General features: G+C 37.1%; 24 protein-coding genes. 13 read left to right on the top strand and 11 right to left on the bottom strand.

Features of this window, described 5'->3' with window-relative positions:
- Window positions 1-26: 26 nt before the first annotated feature.
- Complete coding sequence (locus AC5YGI_RS01410) at window positions 27-152, bottom strand: GNAT family acetyltransferase (RefSeq protein ID WP_330744888.1); 126 nt, start codon at window positions 150-152, stop codon at window positions 27-29.
- Between the two features lie 136 nt (window positions 153-288).
- Here AC5YGI_RS01410 and AC5YGI_RS01405 point away from each other — a divergent pair, with 136 nt between their 5' ends.
- The gene (locus tag AC5YGI_RS01405; RefSeq protein ID WP_496167332.1) at window positions 289-1,107 is read left to right on the top strand and encodes a T9SS type A sorting domain-containing protein; all 819 of its coding nucleotides are present in this window, start codon (window positions 289-291) and stop codon (window positions 1,105-1,107) included.
- Between the two features lie 77 nt (window positions 1,108-1,184).
- Here AC5YGI_RS01405 and hemE read toward each other — a convergent pair whose 3' ends face one another.
- From hemE to hemA, 4 genes are all read right to left on the bottom strand, one after another.
- A complete protein-coding gene (hemE, locus tag AC5YGI_RS01400) occupies window positions 1,185-2,216 on the bottom strand; it encodes a uroporphyrinogen decarboxylase (RefSeq protein ID WP_034691752.1) in 1,032 nt (343 codons plus the stop codon).
- A gap of 43 nt (window positions 2,217-2,259) precedes the next feature.
- The gene (locus AC5YGI_RS01395; protein WP_496167331.1) at window positions 2,260-2,943 is read right to left on the bottom strand and encodes a uroporphyrinogen-III synthase; all 684 of its coding nucleotides are present in this window, start codon (window positions 2,941-2,943) and stop codon (window positions 2,260-2,262) included.
- A gap of 64 nt (window positions 2,944-3,007) precedes the next feature.
- On the bottom strand, window positions 3,008-3,916 hold the full coding sequence (gene hemC, locus AC5YGI_RS01390; RefSeq protein WP_110009127.1) for a hydroxymethylbilane synthase: 909 nt from the start codon (window positions 3,914-3,916) through the stop codon (window positions 3,008-3,010).
- Entirely contained in the window at window positions 3,903-5,177 is a 1,275-nt protein-coding gene (gene hemA / locus AC5YGI_RS01385) for a glutamyl-tRNA reductase (RefSeq protein WP_110009152.1), read from the bottom strand. Before hemA ends, hemC begins: the two co-directional genes overlap by 14 nt.
- A 392-nt stretch (window positions 5,178-5,569) precedes the next feature.
- On the opposite strand from hemA, the gene AC5YGI_RS01380 reads away from it, so the two are divergent.
- The 6 genes from AC5YGI_RS01380 (at window position 5,570) to AC5YGI_RS01355 (ending at window position 11,907) form a co-directional block, all read left to right on the top strand.
- On the top strand, window positions 5,570-6,595 hold the full coding sequence (locus AC5YGI_RS01380; protein WP_002982450.1) for a rod shape-determining protein: 1,026 nt from the start codon (window positions 5,570-5,572) through the stop codon (window positions 6,593-6,595).
- A gap of 28 nt (window positions 6,596-6,623) precedes the next feature.
- Window positions 6,624-7,478: a rod shape-determining protein MreC gene (gene mreC, locus AC5YGI_RS01375; RefSeq protein ID WP_330744891.1), complete on the top strand. Its 855-nt coding sequence runs from the start codon at window positions 6,624-6,626 to the stop codon at window positions 7,476-7,478.
- Window positions 7,471-7,977, top strand: coding sequence for a hypothetical protein (locus AC5YGI_RS01370; protein ID WP_002982456.1), 507 nt, complete (start codon window positions 7,471-7,473; stop codon window positions 7,975-7,977). Before mreC ends, AC5YGI_RS01370 begins: the two co-directional genes overlap by 8 nt.
- A complete protein-coding gene (locus tag AC5YGI_RS01365; protein WP_454510840.1) occupies window positions 7,974-10,019 on the top strand; it encodes a penicillin-binding transpeptidase domain-containing protein in 2,046 nt (681 codons plus the stop codon). The genes AC5YGI_RS01370 and AC5YGI_RS01365 overlap by 4 nt, the downstream gene beginning before the upstream one ends.
- On the top strand, window positions 10,016-11,245 hold the full coding sequence (gene rodA / locus AC5YGI_RS01360) for a rod shape-determining protein RodA (RefSeq protein WP_202841875.1): 1,230 nt from the start codon (window positions 10,016-10,018) through the stop codon (window positions 11,243-11,245). Before AC5YGI_RS01365 ends, rodA begins: the two co-directional genes overlap by 4 nt.
- An 80-nt stretch (window positions 11,246-11,325) precedes the next feature.
- On the top strand, window positions 11,326-11,907 hold the full coding sequence (locus AC5YGI_RS01355; protein WP_496167330.1) for a pentapeptide repeat-containing protein: 582 nt from the start codon (window positions 11,326-11,328) through the stop codon (window positions 11,905-11,907).
- 186 nt (window positions 11,908-12,093) lie between these two features.
- On the opposite strand, the gene AC5YGI_RS01350 is transcribed toward AC5YGI_RS01355, so the two are convergent.
- Both AC5YGI_RS01350 and AC5YGI_RS01345 read right to left on the bottom strand, forming a co-directional pair.
- Complete coding sequence (locus AC5YGI_RS01350) at window positions 12,094-12,804, bottom strand: C40 family peptidase (RefSeq protein WP_202841871.1); 711 nt, start codon at window positions 12,802-12,804, stop codon at window positions 12,094-12,096.
- A 338-nt stretch (window positions 12,805-13,142) separates the two neighbouring features.
- Window positions 13,143-15,338 (bottom strand): glutamine synthetase III family protein, encoded by a 2,196-nt coding sequence (locus AC5YGI_RS01345; protein ID WP_137904454.1) that lies wholly within the window; start codon window positions 15,336-15,338, stop codon window positions 13,143-13,145.
- A gap of 304 nt (window positions 15,339-15,642) precedes the next feature.
- Here AC5YGI_RS01345 and AC5YGI_RS01340 point away from each other — a divergent pair, with 304 nt between their 5' ends.
- From AC5YGI_RS01340 to AC5YGI_RS01325, 4 genes are all read left to right on the top strand, one after another.
- The gene (locus AC5YGI_RS01340) at window positions 15,643-17,334 is read left to right on the top strand and encodes a DUF6909 family protein (RefSeq protein ID WP_496167329.1); all 1,692 of its coding nucleotides are present in this window, start codon (window positions 15,643-15,645) and stop codon (window positions 17,332-17,334) included.
- Between the two features lie 46 nt (window positions 17,335-17,380).
- Window positions 17,381-17,860 carry a cysteine peptidase family C39 domain-containing protein gene (locus AC5YGI_RS01335; protein ID WP_446107044.1) on the top strand — a complete coding sequence of 160 codons (480 nt, stop codon included), beginning with the start codon at window positions 17,381-17,383 and terminating at the stop codon, window positions 17,858-17,860.
- A 4-nt stretch (window positions 17,861-17,864) separates the two neighbouring features.
- Window positions 17,865-18,335 carry a DinB family protein gene (locus tag AC5YGI_RS01330; RefSeq protein WP_496167328.1) on the top strand — a complete coding sequence of 157 codons (471 nt, stop codon included), beginning with the start codon at window positions 17,865-17,867 and terminating at the stop codon, window positions 18,333-18,335.
- Between the two features lie 203 nt (window positions 18,336-18,538).
- Window positions 18,539-20,377, top strand: a complete 1,839-nt coding sequence (locus AC5YGI_RS01325) for a M1 family metallopeptidase (RefSeq protein ID WP_496167327.1) — start codon at window positions 18,539-18,541, stop codon at window positions 20,375-20,377.
- 46 nt (window positions 20,378-20,423) lie between these two features.
- On the opposite strand, the gene AC5YGI_RS01320 is transcribed toward AC5YGI_RS01325, so the two are convergent.
- Entirely contained in the window at window positions 20,424-21,026 is a 603-nt protein-coding gene (locus AC5YGI_RS01320) for a hypothetical protein (RefSeq protein WP_496167326.1), read from the bottom strand.
- 190 nt (window positions 21,027-21,216) lie between these two features.
- Between AC5YGI_RS01320 and AC5YGI_RS01315 the strand changes: the two genes are divergently transcribed.
- The gene (locus tag AC5YGI_RS01315) at window positions 21,217-21,975 is read left to right on the top strand and encodes a type III pantothenate kinase (protein WP_110009141.1); all 759 of its coding nucleotides are present in this window, start codon (window positions 21,217-21,219) and stop codon (window positions 21,973-21,975) included.
- 68 nt (window positions 21,976-22,043) lie between these two features.
- On the top strand, window positions 22,044-22,571 hold the full coding sequence (locus tag AC5YGI_RS01310; RefSeq protein ID WP_496167325.1) for a GNAT family N-acetyltransferase: 528 nt from the start codon (window positions 22,044-22,046) through the stop codon (window positions 22,569-22,571).
- A gap of 68 nt (window positions 22,572-22,639) precedes the next feature.
- Here the strand turns inward: AC5YGI_RS01310 and AC5YGI_RS01305 are convergent, their stop codons facing one another.
- From AC5YGI_RS01305 to AC5YGI_RS01295, 3 genes are read right to left on the bottom strand one after another with little or no spacing between them, the layout of a single operon-like run.
- Window positions 22,640-23,071: a nucleoside deaminase gene (locus AC5YGI_RS01305; protein ID WP_496167324.1), complete on the bottom strand. Its 432-nt coding sequence runs from the start codon at window positions 23,069-23,071 to the stop codon at window positions 22,640-22,642.
- Window positions 23,071-23,688: a hypothetical protein gene (locus AC5YGI_RS01300; protein ID WP_227941181.1), complete on the bottom strand. Its 618-nt coding sequence runs from the start codon at window positions 23,686-23,688 to the stop codon at window positions 23,071-23,073. The genes AC5YGI_RS01305 and AC5YGI_RS01300 overlap by 1 nt, the downstream gene beginning before the upstream one ends.
- 53 nt (window positions 23,689-23,741) lie before the next feature.
- Window positions 23,742-24,662 (bottom strand): helix-turn-helix transcriptional regulator, encoded by a 921-nt coding sequence (locus AC5YGI_RS01295; RefSeq protein WP_137904446.1) that lies wholly within the window; start codon window positions 24,660-24,662, stop codon window positions 23,742-23,744.
- Between the last annotated feature and the right edge of the window lie 31 nt (window positions 24,663-24,693).

The following is a 24,693-nucleotide window of genomic DNA, read 5'->3' as shown; positions in this document are numbered from 1 at the left end:
AAGCAGCTGTTGAGCTGCTTTTTTTATTAGTCAATAGGAACACAGTAGCACCGGCCTTCAATAATGACCTGATAGTAGCCGATAGCACATTCCAGACAGATTTCTCCTCCTGCCATAATGCTTTTCATCTTTTCTTTGTTGAGTTTTTTCATATGATGTAATGTAAAGGTTAAACATGAAATTCTGATCTTTTTAATAATTTCATGTAATGTATTGATTTTGTATATAGTTATTAATGTTTTGTGAAAAATATTTCGCTAATTTTATATAAACATCAAATATTTTATTATGAAAAAATTCTTTATTCTATTATTATCGATTTGTGGTCTGTGTGATGCACAAGTTTTTTCTGAAAATTTCAACGGAAATTCTTTGCCGGCCGGGTGGACGGTAGAGAATCCGGATAATTCATTTAACTGGAATGTGGGTGCACAGAATGGTTTCGCTGGCTTTCCCGATGGAGCAGCTTTTTTTGATGATGATGACGCAGGACCATCCGTAGTTAATACGAATGCCAGACTGATTTCTCCTGTAATTAATCTGACCGGAGTAGTAAATCCAAAGCTCTCGTTTAATTATGCCAATATGATTGATAATCTTGATTCTACTTTAAAAGTTGAAGTTTTCAATGGAACTTCCTGGATTCAGGTTTTTACTTTTTCAGGTGATGCAGGAATATGGGATCTTGATTTTAATACCTTTACATTTGTAGTAACGAGTTATGATACTGCCGCCAATATAGATCTGACACCCTATGCTAACGCAGCTTTTAAATTAAGATTTGTTTATGATGATGCCGGAGATTATTCTTACGGTGTTGTTGTAGATAATGTAAAGATTACAAGCGGCCTCCTGGCAACCTCAGAAGTTTCGTATGCAGATCATGTAGATGTATATCCGAATCCGGTTAAGGGGGATTTTTATATTAAAAGCTCTCAAAGTAAATTTGAAAAGATTTCTGTGATTGACCAGTCAGGAAAACTTGTGAAAACATTTAATAAAGCATCTGATTCCTATGACTTATCAGATCTGCCAAAAGGAGTCTATATTATAATGATCAGTAATCCTGATGGAAAAGTTATTAAAAAGAAAGTGATGAAGGAATAATCATTAAAAAGTAATTCTAACAAAAAACCCTTATAGATTGCCTATAAGGGTTTTGTATATTTTCAAAAGAAATAATCTTATACATTCGGTTTCCAGTCAACCACTGCTCTGATGAATGCTTCCGCATTTTCCACAGGAACATTCGGTAGAATTCCGTGACCTAAATTAGCAATGTATCTGTCTTTTCCAAAACGGTTGATCATCTCATTCACCATTTTCTTGATGGTTTCAGGAGTTGAGTGAAGTCTTGCAGGGTCAAAATTTCCCTGTAGAGTCATCGTATGGTTTGTTAAAGTTCTTGCGAATTCCGGCTTAATAGTCCAGTCTACGCCAAGAGCCGAAGCCTTAGACATTGTCATATCTTCCAGTGCGAACCAGCATCCTTTCCCAAATACGACAACGTGAGTAAGCGGGCTTAATGCTTCAACAATCTGATTGATGTACTGCCATGAGAACTCCTGATAATCCGTAGGAGAAAGCATTCCTCCCCAGGAATCGAAAACCTGTACGGCAGAAACTCCTTTTTCTACTTTTCTCTTTAAATAAGCGATTGTAGTATCTGTGATTTTCTGTAATAATAAATGTGCTGCTTCAGGCTGTTGGAAACAGAAAGATTTTGCAATATCAAAAGCTTTGCTTCCTTTTCCTTCTACACAGTAGCAAAGAATAGTCCATGGAGAACCGGCAAAACCGATCAATGGAATATCATTGTCCAACTTCTGAAGGGTAAGTTCAATAGCATCAAAAACGTAACCTAAAGTGTCATTCACGTCGGGAGTTTCAATATTCTGAACCTGCTCCATTGTTCTGATAGGAGTATCTAACCATGGGCCAACAGATTCTTTCATTTTGAAATCAATTCCCATTGCCTGCGGCACTACCAGGATATCAGAAAACAGAATCGCGGCATCCAGAGGAAATCTGCGGATAGGCTGCAGAGTAATCTCAGCGGCAAGTTCAGGAGTCTGACATCTTGTAAAGAAATCATACTGATCTCTTAAAGCAATGAATTCCGGCAGATATCTTCCAGCCTGCCTCATCATCCAGACAGGAGGTCTTTCAACGGTTTCTCCGCGAAGTGCTTTTAAATATAGGTCGTTTTTTATCATAATCTATTGTAACTAATATTACCGGCATCCGGTAACAGATATTCTAAATCCTACTTCCGATTTCTTTTCTGATCAATGCAAATATCGATTTCAGGGTATTTTCTTCCGAAGTAAAAATTTCTTCCTGCGTATAATTTCTCAGCTCACCGGAAGTGGTTTCGCCAATGGAAAAAAGCTTCATGCCTTCCAGAGAATTTCGCCTTGCAAAACTACGAACTCCGCTCGGACTAAAAAATACTGCAGCATGATATTTTTCAGTTATTACAGGATGAGTTTCCTCAGTATTATAAATGGTAACTTTTTTGTACTTAATGTTTTGTAACGGAAGGTCTTTGTCCAGAACATTGATGGCAAGATTGCCACAGAAGTGCAGGAATTGCTCGTGCTGGCATTTTCCGATAATGAATCGCGAAAGAGTTTCAGCATTTTTCAGTACCTTAAATGTTCCAAAACCATGTTTCCTCAGCTCTCTCTTGGTCTTTTCACCTACACAATAGATTTTGTTATAGTTTTTTGCAGTAAAATCTTCATTGGGTTTGAATCTGTTTTTAAAAAAAGAAGCAACTCCATTGACGCTGGTAAAAATCAGAGAGTAGTTTTTCAGATCAAAAGGATTGATCATAATAGGGCTGGTCTTAATTACCTCAACACAGTCAACCAAAATATCCTCTCCTAATTCTTTGGATATAATAGATGGGTCTATATTTTTGGTAAATAAGATTTTCATGTCTGTAAAATTAAGAAAATGAAAAAGTGTGGCTAAAGGAATATAAAAATGTAAATCTGAACTATCAGATCTGGCTTTTGATTTCTGCCATTAATTCTTTTCCTCCGTTCTCAAGAACAACTTTTGCAAACTTTTCTCCAAAATTCTCATTTGGAGTATAGACAAAGTTTTCATCTACAGCAATACAGTTTTTACCGTCCAGAGAGCAAAGTGCTGCTTTGAAGCGGATCTGGTCGCCGATAATTTCTGCAAAAGCCCCGATAGGTGCAGTACAGCCACCTTCCAAAGTGCTCAGGAAGTTTCTTTCAATCTCTACACAGATCTGAGTCTGTTGATGATTGATCTGGCGCACAATTTCATTGATCTCCGGTTTATCGGTATGTCCGGCTACAGAGATTACGCCTTGTGATGGGGCAGAGATCATTAATGGAAGCATTTCATAATCAATTTCCATTTTCATTCTTTTGATGCCTGCCAAAGATAAAATCGTAGCATCGAAATCTCCTTCTTCCAGTTTTTGAAGTCTGGTTTGAATATTTCCCCTGATATCCGAAAACTCAGCGGTAGGATAATTTCTCAGCCAGAAAGCTCTTCTTCTCAAACTGCTGGTGGCAAGTTTAAGCTCATGGAATTCTTTATTCCTTGCAGATTCTTTTCTGATCAGAATATCCTGTGGATAATCTCTTTCAAGATAAGCGATCATCTCAATATTTTGAGGCAATTGAGTGGGAACATCTTTTAAAGAATGTACGGCAATATCAATTTCATCATTCAATAGGGCAATATCAAGGTCTCTTGTGAAAACCCCGGTAATTCCTAAAGAATAAAGCGGCTGATTAAGGTTCTTATCGCCGGAAGAAACGATAGGAACAATTTCCGTTAAATAATTGTTGTTCTGAAGGTGCCTCGCAACCTCTCTAGCCTGCCAAAGTGCAAGTGCGGAATTTCTCGTTCCGATTCTAATGCTTTTCATTGAATTCGTTGTTTGGTTGTTCAACTAATATTTCGTGCATTAATTTACTAATTTCTTCGGCTTTTAAAGGATTATCGATGATATATTTTGCAAAACGGTTGGTGATTTTCTGGATCATTTTATCAGAAAGTTCCATGTCCGTGATGTTTATGTATTTATTTTTTTTGTAGAAATTATGCATTTCATTACGTTCCATGTTCTTGAGAACGGCTTTGAAATGATGAATATTGGGTGCCAGCTTTCTCTTTTTCTCCCATTCAATAAAGTCTTTCATCAGTTCCTTAATGATTTTTTCAGCTTTCGGGATTTCTCTTTCGCGCTGTTGAATCGTTTCCTGAATCTGTTTTGAAAGCTCATCCACATCAATCAGAGTTACGTTTTTATTTTCAGTAACATTCTTTTCAACGTTATGAGGAATGGAAAGGTCAATGATCAGTGTTTCTTTTCCATTAGGGAAATGAGACCGGTTGACAATAGGATGCTTGGCTCCTGTTGCTACAATAAGAATATCTGTATTTTTTAATTCCTGGTCAAAATCAGAATAATCAACATGAGGAATATTATATTTCTGGGAAATCTTTTCGGCTTTCTCCTGAGTTCTGTTGGCAATTTTAATTTTCGGCTGATAGACATGCTTTACCAGGTTTTCAACGGTATTCTGTCCTATTTCGCCAACCCCCAAAAGAAGGATGTTTTTTTCAGTAATCCTTTTCTGGTTGTTTAAAATATAATGAACGGCAGCATAAGAAACAGAAGCTGCACCATTCGAAATGCCGGTTTCATTTTTTATTCTTTTCGAAATCTGAATCGCAGCATTGATGGCTCTTTCCAGATAAGGATTGGAATTTTGTCTTTCTTTTTTGAAACGGCTGTATGCTTTTTTAATCTGCCCGATAATTTCAAAGTCTCCGATAATCTGGCTTTCAAGGCCTGCCGCTACTCTGAAAAGATGAATCAAAGCTTCCTCTTTGGTAAGAATATTTGCAAACTGAAGAAAATCGGTAAGTTGTACTCCAATCGTTTTGCAATACTCTTCCGCTACTAAAAGATAATTGGGAGAAGTGGTATAAATTTCGGTCCTGTTACAAGTGGAAACCACAAATGCATCACCCAGATCTTCCTGATGGACTCTGGAAACAAAGTTTTTGATGTTCTCATCAAAGAATGCAAACTTTCCTCTCGTTTCTACGTCGGCTTTCTCGTAGCTTATTGAAAGCACGGCAAAATTTGACGTTCGATGAATGTTGGAATACTGTAACATAAGCAGTGGCAAATTTACGATTTTTTTCATTAACCTTTCTCAGATAGTGTATATGATAATTATCGTAAAAAACTATAAAAGGGAATGCCGCAAAAGGCGAAACTCTAAAAAGTCAAAAATGGCATGTTGCTTAAAAGCTGTTACGCTTTTTAAGTTTTACTGATGCCTTTTTTGTGGTACCTTCTCAGGCTTTTTACCCTTTTGCTAATTCGCTTTTCAGCCCTTTTAACATCCCATGAATTTTAGTTGAAATCAAACTCTGTAAATGTCTAAACTAAAACTTAATAAAGAATTATAAATTTTAATAAAATTTTAACCAAATTAAGTTGGTGGGAAATTTCTTTACTAGTGTTAAATTTATATCTTTGTAATCTTAAAATCAGAAGAAAAATATGAGTTTATTTGATATGTTTACGCAAGAAATTGCGATAGACCTTGGAACTGCTAATACCCTAATCATCCATAATAATAAAATTGTTATTGATCAACCTTCAATTGTTGCAATTGAACGTTCATCGGGTAAGCCGATTGCCGTCGGAGAGCAGGCCAAGCATATGCAGGGTAAAACTCATGAGGATATCAAAACCATCCGTCCTTTGAAAGACGGGGTTATTGCTGATTTCCACGCTTCTGAACACATGATCAAGGAATTCATCAAGAAAATTCCTGGAATCAAAGGTAAATTCATTCAACCGGCATTACGAATTGTAATCTGTATCCCTTCTGGTATCACTGAAGTTGAAAAAAGAGCAGTAAGAGACTCTGCTCAGAAAGTAAATGCAAAAGAAGTAAGATTGATCTATGAACCAATGGCTGCCGCAATTGGGGTTGGGATCGACGTACAGAAACCTGAAGGCAACATGATTATCGATATAGGTGGTGGTACTACGGAAATTGCGGTTGTTGCTTTAGGGGGTATCGTATGTGATAAATCTGTGAAGATTGCAGGAGACGTATTTACCAATGATATTGCTTATTATTTAAGAACTCACCATAACCTTTATATCGGGGAAAGAACAGCTGAAAGAATCAAAATTGAAGTAGGTTCTGCAGTAGAAGATCTTGATGTAGACATCGAAGACATCCCGGTACAGGGTAGAGACCTTATTACAGGTAAGCCTAAAGAAATTATGGTTGGATACAAAGAGATTGCACGTGCATTAGACAAATCGATCATCAGAATCGAGGATGCTGTAATGGAAACATTATCTCTTACTCCACCGGAATTGGCTGCTGATATTTACAAAACAGGTATTTATCTTGCTGGAGGAGGAGCGCTATTAAGAGGTCTTGCGGACAGAATTCACAAGAAAACAGGTCTTCCTGTATTTGTAGCTGAAGATCCGTTGAGAGCTGTAGTTCGCGGAACAGGTATTGCCCTTAAGAATATGGATAAGTTCAATTTCTTAATTAAATAATTTTAACTTTTTACGACTTTATATCTGAATGGGATTTTTGCTGAGATTATTTTCGAAGAATACTCTTTTCGTCTTCTTTATATTCCTGCAAATTATTGCTCTGGTTTTGATATTCTCAAGAAATGCCATGCAGAGATCCTGGATTGCGGGCCAGACGGCTGCGTTCAATTCCTGGGTTTCCGGATATATTGATGAAGGAGTTTCTTATCTGAAGTTAAAACAGATCAATGAAGATCTTGTGGTTCAGAATAAAGCCCTTATGACTGAACTCTATGGAAAAGACGGAGCGAAAAATCCTGTTTTTAAAAGAGTACACGATACCATTGGTGGAGGGCAGATCTATACTTTTGTTGATGGAGAGATTGTTTTCAACAGTATCAACAGAAGAAACAACTACTTTACAATCAACCGCGGACGCAGAGACGGTGTCTTTCCTCAAATGGGAGTAATGGCGCCGAGAGGTATTGCGGGAATTGTAATCAATTCTACAGATAGTTATGCATTGGTTCAATCCGTGTTAAGTGTTAACAAGATCAGAATTAATGCAGCACTTAAAAACTCAGGGTATTTTGGTACTTTAACATGGAACGGAGATAACTCAAGGGTAATGCACCTGGCGGATATTCCGAAATATGTTGCCTTAAAAGTAGGGGATACTGTTGTTACAGACGGTAAATCTGCTATTTTTCCTAAAGGAGTAACAATCGGTACCATTGCAGGATATTCTGTAGACAATAAAACCGGCTTCTGGGATATTTCCGTAGAGCTGAGTGAAAAAATGGGAGCGTTGAATAAAGTGTATGTAGTGAAGAATCTTAAGAAAGCAGAAGTGCAGAAGATTCAGGACACTATGCAGGCTGTAATAAAAAAGGAAAATGATTAGCAGGACTTTATTTACCGATATATTGATCATGATCTTTCTTGTTGCATTACAAATATTTGTATTGAACAGGATTACTCTTTTCGGGAAATATACTCCGGTATTATATCCTGTATTTGTCATGTTCTATCCGTTTTTCAGAAATAAATTTCAGTTCCTGGCATTGAGCTTTTTAATAGGATTGTCTATTGACGGTTTTCTTTATTCGTGGGGAATCAATGCATTTGCAACAACGTTAATCGCTTATTTCAGAACGTTGATCTTCAGGACTTCCACAGATACATCTACGGACTTTTTCTCATTTCAGTCCCTTCAATGGGCGCAGTTTTTGCTGTTTTTATTTTCAAGTATTTTCCTGCATCAGCTTTTAGTACAATATATCGAGTTCTTTAAGTTCAGCAGGTTTTTTGAAATATTATTTAATGTGTTGGTAACAAGTGTAATTTCATTTATCTTTATAGTCATCTACGCATTAATATTTAAAATCAAACAAAAAGTTTGAACACACGTTATTTAAAAATTTTTTCCATTCTTGTTGTCATCGCCCTTATTTTTGTGGCGAGACTTGCCTATTTGCAGCTATTTACAGACCGTTATGCGCTGAATGCGGCCAACACCTCCATTAAAACAGAATATGTTATTCCACAGCGTGGGGTAATTTTTGACAGAAATGGTAAAATCATGGTGGGTAATCAGCCTGCTTATGAAATTTCGTTTACCCAGGCTTTGATGAAACCTGACTTTGATACACTGGCGTTTTGTAGTTTAATGAAAATTACAAAACAGGATTTTATCAATAAAATCAATGTGATCAAAAAAGAAAAATATTATTCAAAGCTGACCCCGATGACTTTCATTAAGGACCTCAGCAGAGAAGATATTGCCAGAGTTCAGGAAATTATTTTTAAGTATCCAGCATTCAACATTGTATCCAGACCTCAGCGTCAGTACGAAGTTTCCACATCCGGGAACCTTCTGGGGTATACCAGTGAGGTGAATGAAAGAGATATTAAAAAAGATTCACTATACTATTTACCGGGAGATTTCATTGGAAAAACAGGGGTTGAAAAATCCTACGAAAAAGAACTTCGTGGCGTAAAAGGTGTGAAATATATCCAGAAAGATATCAGGCTCCGGAATATAGGCTCTTATAAAAACGGTGCCCTGGATAAAGACGTCATTACGGGTAAAGATATCACATTAACGATTGATTACGACCTTCAGAGGACCGCTGAAGAAATGCTGGTCAATAAGCATGGTGCAATTGTAGCTTTAGATCCTAATAACGGAGAAGTTTTGGTTTCTGCAACCGGACCGGACATTGACCCGAACCTTTTTACAGGCCCTAATAAATCAAAAAACCTATATGCCCTTTCAAAAGATACGCTTTATGAAAATAAACCTACTTTTGACCGTGCGTTACAGGCTGGATATCCTCCGGGATCCACTTTCAAACTATTGACTGCCTTAGCGGCCATGCAGATGGGGGTAATGGATGAAAAAACTATTTTTCCTTGTGGCGGCGGATTCTTCTATAAAGGAAAAAGAATTAAAGGACATGGTGGAGCAGATCCGCTTATCCCATCCATCCAGGTTTCGAGTAACTGTTTTTTTACCTATGCATTTATTGCCATTATCAAAAAATATCCGGGAAACCCTTCAAAAGGTGTTGATGAGTGGAAAAAAATCATGAGCAGTTTCGGAGTTGGGGAGTTTTTAAATAATGACTTTGCTGTTGGAGCAAAGGGGAGAATACCTTCAGGAGATTTTTACGAGAAAAGATTTAAAGCGATCATGAAGGCAAGCGGTTCCCAGAGAACTGATTTTAAAAACTGGGATGAAATGTCTACGGGTGCCATTTATAACGGAATGGGACAGGGGGATGTTCTGGTAACTCCTATTCAGCTGGCCAATTATGTAGCGGCTATTGCTAACAGAGGATGGTATTATACTCCTCATATCGTAAAAGCAATTGACGGAAAGCCAAATCCAGACCCAAGATTTAAAGTGAAACACAAAACTCTGGTTGATCCAAAACATTTTGAGCCTGTTTTAAAAGGAATGGAAGCTGTAGTTTTAAGAGGAACTGCAAGGGGACTGAAATCCAATGATTTTACCCAACTGGCAAAAACAGGTACCGCACAGGTACCGCAAGGAAAGGATAATTCCATCTTTGTATTGATTGCTCCTGCTGATAAACCTAAAATTGTTGTAGTAGCGGTAATGGAACATGCAGGATTTGGAGCGACCTGGGCAGGACCAGCCTGTACCGTGATTGCTGAAAAATATATTACAGGTGATCTGAAAAGAGAACATCTTTACAAAAAAATGATTACCTCGAGTTTCATGCCTGAATACAAAAGGCAGTGGATTGCTGATTTGAAACGTAAAGGTTTATATATTGATCCTAAACCTGATTCAATCAGACAGAAAAGAATAAAAGATAGTCTTGAGCAGGTAAAACAGCAAAAGGCTAAGCTGCAAAAGAAAATAAACGAAGAGACTAAAAAGAATAACACTGCTAAAAAAACTGCGAAGCAATGAAATGGACAGAAGGAATAGATAAACTTGGCCTTGGGCTGTATTTCCTGCTTTGCATTTTCGCGATTGCAAATATTTACAGTGTGGACCAGAAACTGGGTGAGAAACAGTTGATCTTTTTCTGTATCTCATTATTTGTGGGGCTTATCATCTTTGTCAGCAGAAGTAAATTCTTCGAGAATATGGCAGGGATTATTTATATTGGCGGTGTGCTATTGCTGATAGGGCTTTTTCCGTTTGGTAAAGAAATCCTTGGCCAGAAGAACTGGTATAAGTTCGGAAGTTTTACCATGCAGCCCGTGGAGTTCGCCAAAATAGGAACCGCTTTAATGCTCGCTAATTATGTTTCAGGACCTGATTTTAATCTTAAAAACAGAAAGTCTTTATGGACTACTTTAGCCATTGTTGGTATTCCGGCAGCAGTAGTTCTTGCTATTCCGGATGTGGGATCCATGCTTGTATTTATTGCATTTTTCATTGCTTTATATAGGGAAGGACTGAGCGGGCTTTTATTTGGTATAGGATTTATTTTTGCCGGAGTTTTCCTGATCTCACTGGCTATTCCTCCTGTTTATGTTGCGGTTGCAGTTTTGGTGATTGCCGGTGTGCTGATTGCAATGAATTATCATAGAATGTCATGGGATGTGATTTCTATCTCAGGAATTGCTGGCTCTATTCTTTTACTGTGCGGACTCGCTTTCGGATCTCCTTATATTTTAGAGAAACTGCCCAAGCACCAGAGAGAAAGAATTGAAGTTCTTTACAAAGGGGAAAAGGCATTCAGAGATACTTCAGGATACAATCTTTTATATTCCAAAACAGCGATCGGATCCGGCGGGCTTTGGGGAAAAGGATACCGTGAGGGCTCTGTAACCCAGGGGAAATTTGTACCGGAACAGGAAACCGATTATATTTTTTGTACAGTTGGGGAAGAATGGGGCTTTTTAGGAAGTGCAATTCTTATCTTTTGCTATATGGTCTATATCGGAAGGATATATTATCTCGCAGAGCAGCAGAAATCTACTTTTAACCGTGTATTCGGATATTGCTTTGCCTCGATTCTGTTGATGCACTTTTCAATCAACCTGGGAATGGTTATGGGGCTTTTCCCGACAGTTGGGATTCCGCTTCCTTATTTCAGTTATGGAGGTAGTTCTTTACTGGCATTCTCTATGATGACTTTTATTTTCTTTAAACTTAATTACTCTGATAAGAACAGTTTGGTCTAAAAGAGGGAAGTTGGATAATGGAAGTTTCTCATTGTTCTGCTGATCATTCGTCTTCAAAATTAACTTCATCAACAATTTTTATGAAACAATCCTATTTCTCAGACGAAGATTTCGAGAGCAGAGATTTCACACAACTTCCTTTAGAAAAAAGTGAGTACGAAAACTGTACGTTCAGAAACTGTAATTTTGAATACGGAAATCTATCCGGTTTCAGTTTTACAGACTGTGAATTTCTCGGGTGCAATCTCAGTATGGCAAAACTGATCAAAACAGCTTTTCATGAGGTTGTTTTTAAAGAATGTAAAATGTTCGGGCTTCAGTTTAATGATTGCAATGCATTCGGATTATCCTTTACATTTGATGGAAGTTCATTAAACAATTCCGTTTTTTATCAGACATCCGTTAAAAAAACTGTTTTCAAAAATTCAAAATTAATTGAGGTGGATTTCAGTGAATGTGATCTGTCCAATGCAGTCTTCAGTAACTGCGATCTGTCGGGCGCCGTTTTTGACGGTACAAACCTGGAAAAAACAGATTTCAGGACTTCGGTTAATTATTCGATAGATCCGGCTTTAAATAGGCTTAAAAAGGCCATATTTTCGCTTTCTGAGATCCATGGTCTGTTGTATAAGCTGGATATTGAAATTGATAAGAACAGCTGATGTCTTTGGTTAAGTTCTGTTTGTTTATAAATTTATCAATATTAAAAACAATTAGAGAAGGTTTTAGCCCGTTTTTCTCCTTCATATATCTTCACCTGGCTTAGGTGGAATTTAATTGAAATAGCGTATATAAAAAAGCCATCAGGATTCTGATGGCTTCATTATTTAAATCAATTATTTATAAAATTAAAAATTTGCGGGTGTAGGAAGAGTAGCTGCGGCTAAGTTATTGTAAGCTTCTCCTTCTTCGTTGATCACTCTTTTTGCGAATCTGAATTTAGGTCCCCAATAAGAATCATTCAGTGAAGAAATCATTACTCCTTTTGATGTTGCTGCGTGGATAAATTTAATCTCACCTTCTTCAGTAACACTTTCTACAATACCTACGTGAGAAATTCTTCTTCCATGAGAAAAGAAAATCAAATCTCCCTTCTGTAGTTCTCCTCTTTCTACTCTTTCACCTTCCTGAGCCTGAGACGCCGCTACTCTGGGTAAGCTAAGACCTGCTGCTGCTCCGAATACAGAAAGAACAAAAGCTGAACAATCTATACCGTTTCTTGTAGTTCCTCCATATCTGTAAGGAGTTCCAAGGTATGTTTCAGCTTCTTCAAGGATACCGTCAATGGTTTTATTATGTTTGATTGCTTTTGCAATCTCAGAATTCTTAACTGCTTTTTTAGCACTAGCGATAGATGCCGCCTTTTCTGCAAGGAATGAGTCGATAAGTTTTTGCTTATCCTGCTCCATTTTTTTGTTATCTATAGAAGCTAGTTTGGCATCTGTTTTGTATTCTTTTGTGTAAGTTGCTGGTTTTGAAACCACATAATTTGTAGCACACGATTGCAATGAAACTGTAGAGACTAAAGCAACTAAATAAAACAAAACTCTTTTCTTCATATATATTTGATTATCCGTGTTAAAAAGGAATATTTATTTTCAAAAGCAATACAAAAGTAGAGATTCCGAACAAAAGACCCCTGATATGATAATTGTCAGGATCTTATTTTAACACATTTTAACATATAATTTACATATGTTAAAGAAAAATAAACCGCAACAGCCTGTTTTTGGTAAGTGTGCGGTTTTTTTTATTAAGATTCTTTAACAAACTTCTTCGATTTTCTTCTATATATCACGTTTTGTGATTCAAAGTCCTAATTTTCAGTGCTGTTAAAAAAACAAAAAAATTCCCCGGAAAACCGGGGAATTTAAACTAATATGGAACTTTACAGGTGTTATTTGGTAAACAACATTTCTCTGTATTTTGTCATTGGCCAAAGCTCATCATCCACCATCATTTCCAAAGCATCAGAAGCTTCTCTGATAGGATCAAATAATGGTTTTACTTTGTTACAATAGTTTTCTGCCTGTTTTTGGCTGTCTGATATGGTTTTTGCAGCCTCTCTTGCTTTGATAAGGTCTTCAACACCAAGCTTAATTTTAGAAACATTTTCAGAAATGCTTGTAATTAAACTCATCTGCTCTTTTGCCAGCGTTTTAAATTCTTTATCACCAAAGATATCTTTAAGACCTTTTACGTTTTCAATTAATCTGTTCTGATAATTTAATGCAGATGGAATGATGTGGTTTCTTGCGATATCACTTAACACTCTTGCTTCAATATCAATTACAGTAGAGTATTTCTCTAATTTAATCTCGTTTCTCGCTTCAACTTCTCTGTGGTTGAAAATTCCCATCTCTTCATAAAGGTCTAGGAATTTCTTGTCCATTTCCTGTTTTAAAGCTTCAGGAGTCGTCTTAAGGTTGTTCAATCCTCTTTTCTTAGCCTCTTTCGCCCAGTCATCAGAATATCCGTCACCTTCAAACATAATGTTTTTACACTGCTTGATGTATTCTCTCAATACATTAAAGATCGCTTCGTCTTTCTTAAGACCGGTTTCAATTAAAGCATCCACTTCTTTCTTGAAATCATTAAGCTGTTTAGCTGCAATCGTGTTCATTACGGTCATAGACTCTGCACAGTTTGCAGAAGAACCTACCGCTCTGATCTCAAATTTATTTCCTGTAAATGCAAATGGTGAAGTTCTGTTTCTGTCTGTGTTATCCAGCAGGATTTCAGGAATCTTACCAACTACATTTAATTTTAATTCTGTTTTCTCTTCCGGAGATAGTTTTCCGTTGGTTACTTTTTCAAGTTCTTCCAATACACTGAACAGCTGGCTTCCGATGAATACGGAAATAATTGCCGGCGGCGCTTCGTTGGCACCAAGCCTGTGGTCATTGCTTGCAGAAGCGATACTTGCTCTTAGAAGATCTGCATATTCGTGAACCGCTTTAATGGTGTTAACAAAGAATGTCAAGAACTGTAAGTTTTTCTTTGGATTTTTTCCAGGGCTTAACAGGTTTTCACCAGTATCAGTTGCTAAAGACCAGTTGTTGTGTTTTCCGCTTCCGTTTACTCCTGCGAATGGTTTTTCGTGGAAAAGAATATGGAAGTGGTGTTTGTGTGCTACTCTTGCCATGATGTCCATCAACAAAGAGTTGTGGTCTACAGCAACGTTAACTTCTTCAAACATTGGTGCAAGCTCGAACTGGTTAGGGGCAACCTCGTTATGTCTTGTTGTTGCAGGGATACCCAATTTCATACATTCGATTTCCAGCTCTTTCATGAAGTTCATTACTCTTGTCGGAATAGAACCGAAATAATGGTCATCCAGCTGCTGTCCTTTTGCCGGAGAATGTCCTAATAATGTTTTACCTGTTAATACAAGGTCCGGACGTGATTGGTATAATGCTGAATCAACAAGGAAATATTCCTGCTCCCAACCCAAAGTAGGAGTTACCTTCGTTACATTTTTATCAAAATACTGCATTACATTCGTTGCAGCTTCATCCACAGCGTTCAAAGCTCTTAAAAGAGGAGCTTTATAATCTAACGTTTCTCCTGTATAAGAAATGAAGATAGAAGGAATACATAATGTAGTTCCCATAATGAATGCCGGAGACGTAGGATCCCAAGCTGTATAACCTCTTGCTTCAAAAGTATTTCTGATACCTCCGTTAGGGAAAGACGATGCGTCCGGCTCCTGCTGGATAAGCATGTTTCCGCTGAATCTTTCGATGGCTCTACCTCCTTCGATTGGAGTGAAGAAAGAATCGTGCTTTTCTGCAGTAGTACCCGTCAAAGGCTGAAACCAGTGCGTATAGTGTGTTACACCTTTGCTCATTGCCCAGTCTTTCATCGCTACAGCTACCTGATCTGCAATATGTCTCTGGATTTTAGTTCCTTTTTTAATCGCATCCATGATAGAACCGAATGCTTCTTTTGTTAAATATTCTCTCATGGTTTCTTCTGAGAAAACATTTTTACAGAATAGCTCTGATAATTTCGCAGGGATCTCAACAGAGTTGTCTTTTCTGAAATCCTTAAATGGAAGGGTTTCTAATGCTTTGAATCTTAAGGTTGACATAATTGGGTTGATTTTTTACAGCGCAAATTTACAAAAAAAATGAATTGAAAACATTTTACCCCTAAAAATTTTAGGGGTGGTTTGGAAATTTATATAATCTAAACGAATGTTTAGTGTTTTTTAAGAGGGTTGTTTTGTGATTTAATATTTAGGATGTGAGAATTCACGCCTGTTTTATAGATGTTAATGTAAATATACTATATATTGTGCAAATTACAATAATACGATGGGATTAAACGACTTGTTAAAAGACAGTTAAAATAAAGTGGGCAAAGATTTTGTATATTTGTGTGAAATTTATTTTATGACAAATTCTAGAGCAAGAGAAACAACAGAGGCTATTGAAAGACTATACATCTCTATGAGACACTTATTTTATAGAGGATTTTTCAAGCCGGGCGGAGTTTCAGGAGAAAGTATCAGAAGTTTGTTAAAGACCATCAATCCGGAAATTTATGGAACTATGAATATTCCAAGCAAATTGGAATTGGACGGTTTGATGTATGTACTGGACAGACTTCCGGAAGGAATTGAAGAATGTGCTTTTATTCATCTTACATCTGATGAAGGGTTTGATAAAGGAAGTTTCGAACCTATTGTTCCCAAGAAAAGAAGAAGAAACTGTTATAGAATAGACGAACACCAGATGAATATTGAGGTTCTTTTGGGCCGTTCCGAAATTTATGACATTCTTACCCATCTTACCTTCCTGTTTATAGAAGCTGATAAAATCCGCAATCTGGCATTCATCCAGGATGAAAACTGGAAACCGACACGTGCCTTCAAAATTATTGAAGAAGTAGTGAAGGGAGAAAAGAAATTCAGCAGAAAAGAAAAAGAAGTGGCACTTATTCATCTTTCTTCTTTAATAGGAAGATCTTTTGATGAAACTTTAAGAGCTTATAATACTTTTGGTGACGATCATAATCCTGACCGTCTGTTCAAAATCATTTACAACTTAGGAAAAGTAAGTCTTGATGATGCAAAAGGTAGCAGAGAAAGAGAAATTCATTTCAGTTCTATATTGAAAGAAAGAGTAGGGCACCATTATTTTGGAGAAAAATGGGCAAACAAAGTGAAGGAAGTTTTATTTGAAAACAATCTTCATATGCGTCCTTTACACATTATTTCAGCCAATATGCACTCGGTGAAAAATATGCTGTATGCGAATAATGCCCTTAAAAAGAAGCAGTACCACGAGGTAGATTATAAACTGTACGAAGAGATTTCCAATAAGAAAGAACTTCGTGATAAAGTTTTAAAATATGCTTTGGAGGAAGGGATGATTCATATTGCTGACAAGAGTGGAAGTAATATTGACGTTCAGATTATAGACCTCAACAAAACAGATCTGAAAAATACACCATTTGCAGACATCAAGTTCTCAAGTGATGATGTAGTAATGGTTTTTGACTATGCCTTCGGAGAGCAGGCTTTCGAAGTAATGGACGAATTGCTGAGACCTTTTGAACATAAAGGAGAAGTATACATGATGCATGTAAAATCCGTTTCCATCATGGGTAAAGCAGGTATTCTTACCGGAGCGAAAGGTGATATCATGATCCCTACTTCTCATATTTTCGAAGGAACTGCAGATAACTATCCTTTTGAAAATGCCTTAAAACTGGAAGATTTTAAAGATGATGAATTAAAAGCTTTTGAAGGGCCAATGATTACGGTGCTGGGAACCTCTCTCCAGAATAAAGATATCCTTTCTTACTTTATGAATACTTCATGGAAAGCTATTGGTCTTGAAATGGAAGGAGCACACTACCAGAAAGCTATTCAGGTAGCATCCAAGATCAGACACCATATTTCACCGGATTTGTTTGTCATGTATGCTTATTATGCATCGGATAATCCGTTGGAAACGGGAAGCACATTATCTTCAGGAGGGTTAGGTCTTACAGGAGTAAAGCCAACGTATCTCATCACTTTAAGAATCCTTGAAAAGATTTTAAGAAGCGGTAAGAAAGAAGCTTCTGCTAAAAAATAATTACATTTTTAAGATGACTTTTCTTTATAAATTAAGAAATAATTTCATGAGCGTATCTTTTATGCTCATGATTTTTTTTGTATCAAGTTGTAATGTAAAAGAAGAACAAAATTTTCCTTTTTACCAACAAACGAATGAAAATAACTGTGGCCCTGCTTGCTTAAAAATGATTTTTGAGTATTATGGAAAAATATATTCAGAAAAGTATTTGGGCGAAATGACTCATGTCAATAGTAATGGAACAACTATGCTTGAATTATCTGATGCCTCGGAATCGCTGGGATTTAAACCTATAGGACTAAAGGTTGATTTTCTAAATCTGAGTAAAAATGTAAATTTACCATGTATTGCTTATTGGAAATCTAAACACTTCGTAGTAGTTTATAGGATAGAAAATTCAAAAGTTTATGTAGCAGATCCAGGAGATACCTTAAAGGTTTATGATAAGAATGAGTTTTGTAATTTGTGGGAGGATCCTCAATATATTGGTGAAAAAACTGGTTATATTTTAGAAATTAATAAATAAAATTATGAGCCAAATCTTACAATTATCAAAAAGATTCAGAGAAGTTTTGCTGGATGGTTTCTGGATCGCCAATACCAATTTTAAAGATCAGCTTTCAGAGGTGACCTGGGAACAGGCGGTAACAAAAGTAGATGCTTTGAATACCATTGCGATGCTTACTTTTCACATCGATTATTATATTGCAGGGATTATCAATGTCTTTGAAGGAGGAGCTCTTGAGATTAAAGACAAATTCAGTTTTGATCTTCCTCCCATAGCATCTCAGCAACAATGGGAAGACTTGCTGAGTAAACTCTGGACGGATTCCGAAAAGTTTGCCACATTATTGGAACAGATGCCGGATCCCCAACTGGATGAGGTTTTCGTTGATGAAAAATATGGAACTTACCGAAGAAATATCGATGGAATGATTGAACACAGCTATTATCATCTGGGACAGATTACTTTAGTTAAAAAACTGTTGAAAAACAACTGAAATTGCACATTCTATCCTCAAAAAATATCCTTGTCAAGGTTTTAAACCTTGACAAGGATTGTTGCAAAAGAGCTCAAAAAAGAATTTAACCATCCATATTAAATTCCATCTAAAACCATAACAAACAGAATAAAAACCTCAGAATAACTCCTATTTGAGGTTCTTACTTAAATTAACTACCTTTAGAAAAAATAAAATTTTAAATGAGAAAATCGGCTGCAATCATTTTTGCGTTTATCATTTCACAATTTCAGGCTCAGCAAGGAGCTTATTATCAGCAGGCTGCGAAGTACAAGATGGATATTGATGTCAATGCTGAAAAATTTACCTATCAGGGAAAACAAACAGTAGAATACACCAACAATTCACCCGATGAGCTGAATGTGGTTTATTTCCACTTATACTGGAATGCTTTCAAACCTAATTCCATGATGGATCAGAGAGTGGCTTCCCAGGGAAAAAATGGTGATGGGAGACTGCAGAAAGATGGTATTTCAAGACTCGCTTCCATTCCAAAAGATCAGGAAGGAGCTCAGAACATTCACTGGATTAAACAAAATGGGAAAGACCTTAAGTTTGAAGTTCAGGAAACCATTATGAAAGTGTATCTGGCAGAACCGATCAAGCCTAATTCTACGACTACTTTTACAATGGATTGGGATGCTGTGATTCCTATGCAGATCAGAAGAAGCGGAAGAAACAACAGAGAAGGAGTAGACATGACCATGACGCAGTGGTATCCGAAAATTGCTGAATACGATTATGATGGCTGGGCCACTTTCGATTATCTGGGAAGAGAATTCCATGCACCGTTCTCCGATTTTGATGTTACCATTAAAATCAATAAAGAGTATGTCGTAGGAGCAGGAGGAATTCTGGAAAATCCAACAGAAGTAAAAGGCTACGATGCCAATGCCAAAATAAAAACAGAAAAAGACAAAAAAGCGGTCTGGAAATGGACCGCAAAAAATATCCTTGATTTTGCATGGAGTGCAGACAGAGATTATTCTGTAGAAAGCTTCAATGTTCCGGAAGGCCCGAAAGTATATCTGGTGTATCAGAAAAATGATAAAACGAAAGCGTGGGGTGAATCTCAGCCGTATATCACGAAGTATTTCCAGATCATGAATGCTCACTTCGGGAAATATATATATCCTACCTATGCCTTTATCCAGGGAGGAGACGGCGGAATGGAATACGGGATGTGTACCATGATTTTAGGAGAAGCTAAAAGTGTTAAAGATTTGATGGGATTAATGGCTCACGAAGGAGCCCACTCATGGTATCAGCAGATGCTTGCCACTAACGAATCTGTACGTCCGTGGATGGATGAAGGTTTTACAAGCTATGCGGAAGGCTATACTATGTATCAGTTATTCCCTGAAGATCTTCCGAATCCTTTTGTTGAAAGATTGGATGCCTACAGAAACTTCGTTAAAAAAGGAATTGAAGAACCTGCCGTTTGGTTGGGAGATCATCATGATAACGGTACATCTTACACCTATGCATCCTATGTAAAAGGTGAATTGTATCTGGTGCAGCTTGGATATATTATGGGAGAGCAGAATCTTGCAGAAACCTTAAAGCAATATTATGATCTGTGGAGTATGAAGCATCCTTCAGACAGGGACTTCCTTCACATTGCACAGAAAGTTTCAGGGATGGATCTGAAATGGTTCCATAATTACTGGATCAATACCACAAAAACTATCGATTACGGAATTAAGGATGTAAAGTATGATGCGAAATCTACCACCATTACCCTGATTAATAATGGTCAGGTTCCGATGCCAATTGATTTTGGTGTGATGACGACCGATAAGAAAGTCGTTACCTATCAGATTCCGATGAATATGACCCATACATGGAAAGAAAAAGATATCTATGGTGAGTTTAAAACAATGCCTTACTGGCCATGGACTCAGAAAGAATATACCCTTACTATTCCTTACACAAAATCTCAATTGTCTGTCCTGGGAATCGATTTCAGCCAGAGAATTGCTGATGTGAATATGGAAAATAATTTTGTAGAGGTGAAATAATTATAAATATATCACATAAAAATCCACAGATGAGTCTGTGGATTTTTTATTGTATTCCAAATTGCTGTACCATCCAGTGATTGGGATGATTTTGGATAAGATCTTTCCTCAAAGTTTCATCTTTGGTATTTAGATAATTGTAAACCTTTAAAGGAACAGAATCCGGATATTCTTTTAAGCCGTTTGCAACTGTAATTTGTGCTTCTTCCTTTTTTGTGCCGCTCTCCAAGGCCTCCGCTTTAAAAATGTAAATAATTGCCGGGAGCTTTCCATATACTTCTTTTGTTTCACTTTCCAGAAGATTCATGGTTTCAATCTGAAACACGGGATTCGGTTTTTTTCCTTCTGCCACGGCCTGGCTGATATGCTGCTGATACATCAAAAAAAGATAAAGCAGGTGTATATTCTTGGTATTTGAATCCGAAACTGCTTTTTGAAGTTTGTGGGTAAACTCGGGAGTCATTTCATCATTGTCAGCCTGAAGATTTTTTTGATAAAACTCATCCATCAGATCATAAACTGCTTTATCCTGAGTATCAATTTTTGACTGACTTTTTATTTTTTGTAAAATGCCTGCCATTGAATTGCCGGATTGTGCAAAAACAGAGATGCTGAGACATAGTAAAGTACCGAGGATCAGTTTTTTCATGAGATAGTCAGAATAATTATAATGTGTTATTAAATATACTGATTTGTTCCGGAGAAAGAAAAAAATAAGTGAGCCATTGTAATTTAGTCTTATTATGACAGGTTCTTTTTTTTAAAATTATTAAATTTAGTGCCTCAAAAATAAGCAGGATTTCAATTTGTGTAATGAATTTCTTCTGAAAAATATGTCAATGAATTCAATCGTAATAAACGTAGGAAACAGCAATATCAGATTTGGTCTTTTCAATGGCGATAATTGTGATATTTCGTGGGTCATCAATACAAAACCTTACAGAACAGCAGATGAACTTTATGTACAGATGCTGATGCTCTATCAAACCTATAAAATTGATCCGAAAGAGATTGATAAGGTAATTATCGGATCCGTAGTACCTCAGCTTACCAAAGTAATGAGCTCAGGGATCAAAAAAATTCATGGAACAAATCCTGTGATTGTTGACAGAAATACTCCTTCCGGAGTACAGGCAAAATCTAAGCAGATGGGAACAGATATCTATGCCAACCTTGTAGCGGCACACAATCTGTACCCGAACAGAAAGAAAATTGTCATAGATTTCGGAACAGCCCTTACAGCAAGCTGTGTAGCTGAAACAGGAGAAACTTTAGGGGTAATTATTGCTCCGGGAATTGTTACGTCTCTGAATTCGCTGATCAACCAGACTGCACAGCTTCCGGATATTGAACTGAAGAAACCCAAATCTGTTTTGGGACTGGATACGGTAACCTGTATGCAGAGTGGGATGGTATATGGCTTTCTTGGAATGGTAGAAGGCTTTGTCAGCCGTATCAACGAAGAAGTGAATGACGATTGTTTTGTAGTAGCAACGGGAGGTGTTTCCCATGTTTACAAACCCCTTACGGATAAGATCCATGTGATGGACAGGCTTCATACATTGAAAGGTCTGTATTTCCTCGGAAAAGATTTATAAATTTAAATGATTAAGGTTGAGGTTGGATCCAGCTGATACTTTAGTTCCTCAATCTTACAATTAATATAATGGAAAAATTTCCCGTACTACAAACCGAAAGACTGATCCTTTCACAGCTGGAAGAAAAGGATATTCCTTTTATCGTTGAACTTCTTCAGCATAGGATTTTTTCTGATCTTACTTCCAATATTCCTTATCCATACGTGGAAAATGATGCCAGATCCTGGGTGAAAATGTCAAAAGAAGCTTTTGAAAATAATACAGGGTATACGTTTGCTATCCGGAATAAAGAGGATCAGATCATAGGAGCTATCGGGCTGCATGACAGAGATGATGATAAAGCTGAACTTGGCTACTGGATAGGAATTCCTTACTGGAACAAAGGGTATGTAACCGAGGCTGCAAAAGCAATAATAGATTTTGGCTTTAATGAATTGAAACTGAATAAAATTTTTGCTACTCATTTTCCTCACAATCCTGCTTCCGGAAGAATTATGGAGAAAGTAGGAATGGAGCAGGAGGCTGTTCTGATAAAAGAAGTGAAAAAGGAGGGAGAATATTTTGATCTGGTGAGATATTGTATCTTAAAAGACTAAAGAGATTGTCTTACTATTATAAAATTGAAAGCCGGAGAATATCACTATCCTCCGGCTTTTGTTTTTAATTATCTTTTACTTTTAAAAAATTCTTTAACAATAGAAGCGCATTCCGTCTCCATGATTCCCGTAATAACTTCTGTTTTAGGGTGGAGAGAAAGATGTTTATTGATAAAACCTCTCTGCTCATCACGCGCTCCAATCACTACTTTGGAAATCTGAGACCAGGAAAGAGCTCCTGAGCACATCACACACGGTTCCATCGTTACGTAAAGCGTACAGTCTTTCAGGTATTTCCCTCCCAGAAAGTTGGCAGCAGAGGTGATGGCCTGCATTTCTGCATGGGCAGTCACATCGTTCAGTGTTTCAGTAAGATTATGGGCCCTTGCAATAATCCGGTTGTTGGAAACCACTACACATCCGATAGGGACCTCATCTTTTTCTAAAGCGGCCTCTGCCTCCTGCAGCGCCATTTTCATGTAATATTCGTCGGTAAACATTAATCTGTTATCGTTAAAGTTAAAGGAAGTTTAAAGCGGTAAATAGTAGGGTCGCCCTTCAGCATTGCCGGGGAAAATTTTTCCGCCAGGGAATATAAAGCAATTTCTGCCTGTCTGTTAAAGGTAAAATTATCTCCCTGTGCATGAACATTGCTGACTGTTCCATCTTTTTCAACAATAAAATCCACATCCGTTTTTATCATCTTCTCTTTAGAATATACTCCGTCAACATACAGCAGATTGGCGACTTCCTGCCTTAAAGAATTGATACCTCCGGGATAATCCGCAATCTTTTCAGCATCTGCAAACTTTTCAGATGAGGTGAGCCTGGGATTTTTGATGGTTTGAAGGTCCTCCAGATTCCTGACTTTTAATAAAGCTCCAATCAGAGCATTGTTTTCAATGCTATCCATTTTTTTCATGAAAAAAAGGAAGTCTCCCTTTATCGCAGCTTTTTTTACCGTATTGGATTCTGCATCAAATTTCTTTTTAAACTCTTTATTCAGCATATTTCTGTGCTGGTTATAATAACTCTTTACAAGCCTGAACTCTTCTTTCTGCTGTGCGAGAAAAAAGGAAGAGATAAAGCAGCTGATGCCAATGAATAAAGTTTTCAATAAGGGTATATTTATGTAAATATAACAAAAAATATGAAATATATTCCTGATGATCAGCTTTCAAGATAACGGTTCAAAGATTCCTGCAAATGATTGCGGATCTCTTCAACTAAAGTTTTCGGTTCCAGAACGGTTACTTCTTTTCCGTAAGAAAGAATCTCCTGCATGAAATCATAAGTAGGGTGGAGGAAGAATTCAAAATAGATCTCTTCCGGCGTTTCTTTGGTCTCTTTCTGTGACTGATGAAGTGGGAAACTTCTGATGTACTCTCCCTGATGGCGGCTGCATTTCAATACAATGTTTTGCGGATTCTGTTCTGTCAGGTTCATCACTCCGAATGCATTTTTAAAGTGCTCTCTGAAGTTGTATTTGTATTTCTCCCTGAACTGATTTTTAGCCACATCAAGATAATTGATCCTGTCAAGCCCGAATGATTTTAAAACTTTGTCTTTGGTATCAATAGCAATAAGATACCATCGGTCTTTAGATTCTTTTAAAGCCAAAGGATGCACTTTTCTGGAGGTCATCAGTTTATTCTTGTAATTGTAGTGTTCAAAACTTACAACTCTTTTATTTCTGATCGCGAAGAACAGATCATAAAAATGTTCTACACCGGTGGGTTTACGGCTTTCAAAAAAGATAAAATCTGAAAAGTCCGGATGAAGATTCAGGGCGTTGCTTACCTGGAAAGATTCAAGAAGTTTTTGATTGTATTCATCCACTTCCATAATCGGGCGGCTCTCGATATAATACCGGTTGTCACCCTTTTTTTTGTTGTGAATAGAGAGGTTAAAAAGATCGGAAATCTCCCGGATATCCCTCTGCAGGGTACGGATAGAGTAGCTCTTGATTCCTGCATCCTGGAATTCAAAAGAGTTTAAAAGATAGTCCTCCAGCTGTGAATAGGTAGCCGGAGAACTTTCTAATCTTTTAATAATTAAGGCATATCTTGTCAGATAAAAATCTTTCTTCATTTCTCTATTTTTTAGGGTGCAGCAACGCTGC

Source organism: Chryseobacterium sp. CS3K3.1, from assembly GCF_059515165.1.
Note: the sequence above shows the minus strand (reverse complement) of the source record. Positions and strands in the feature narration are given on the sequence as shown.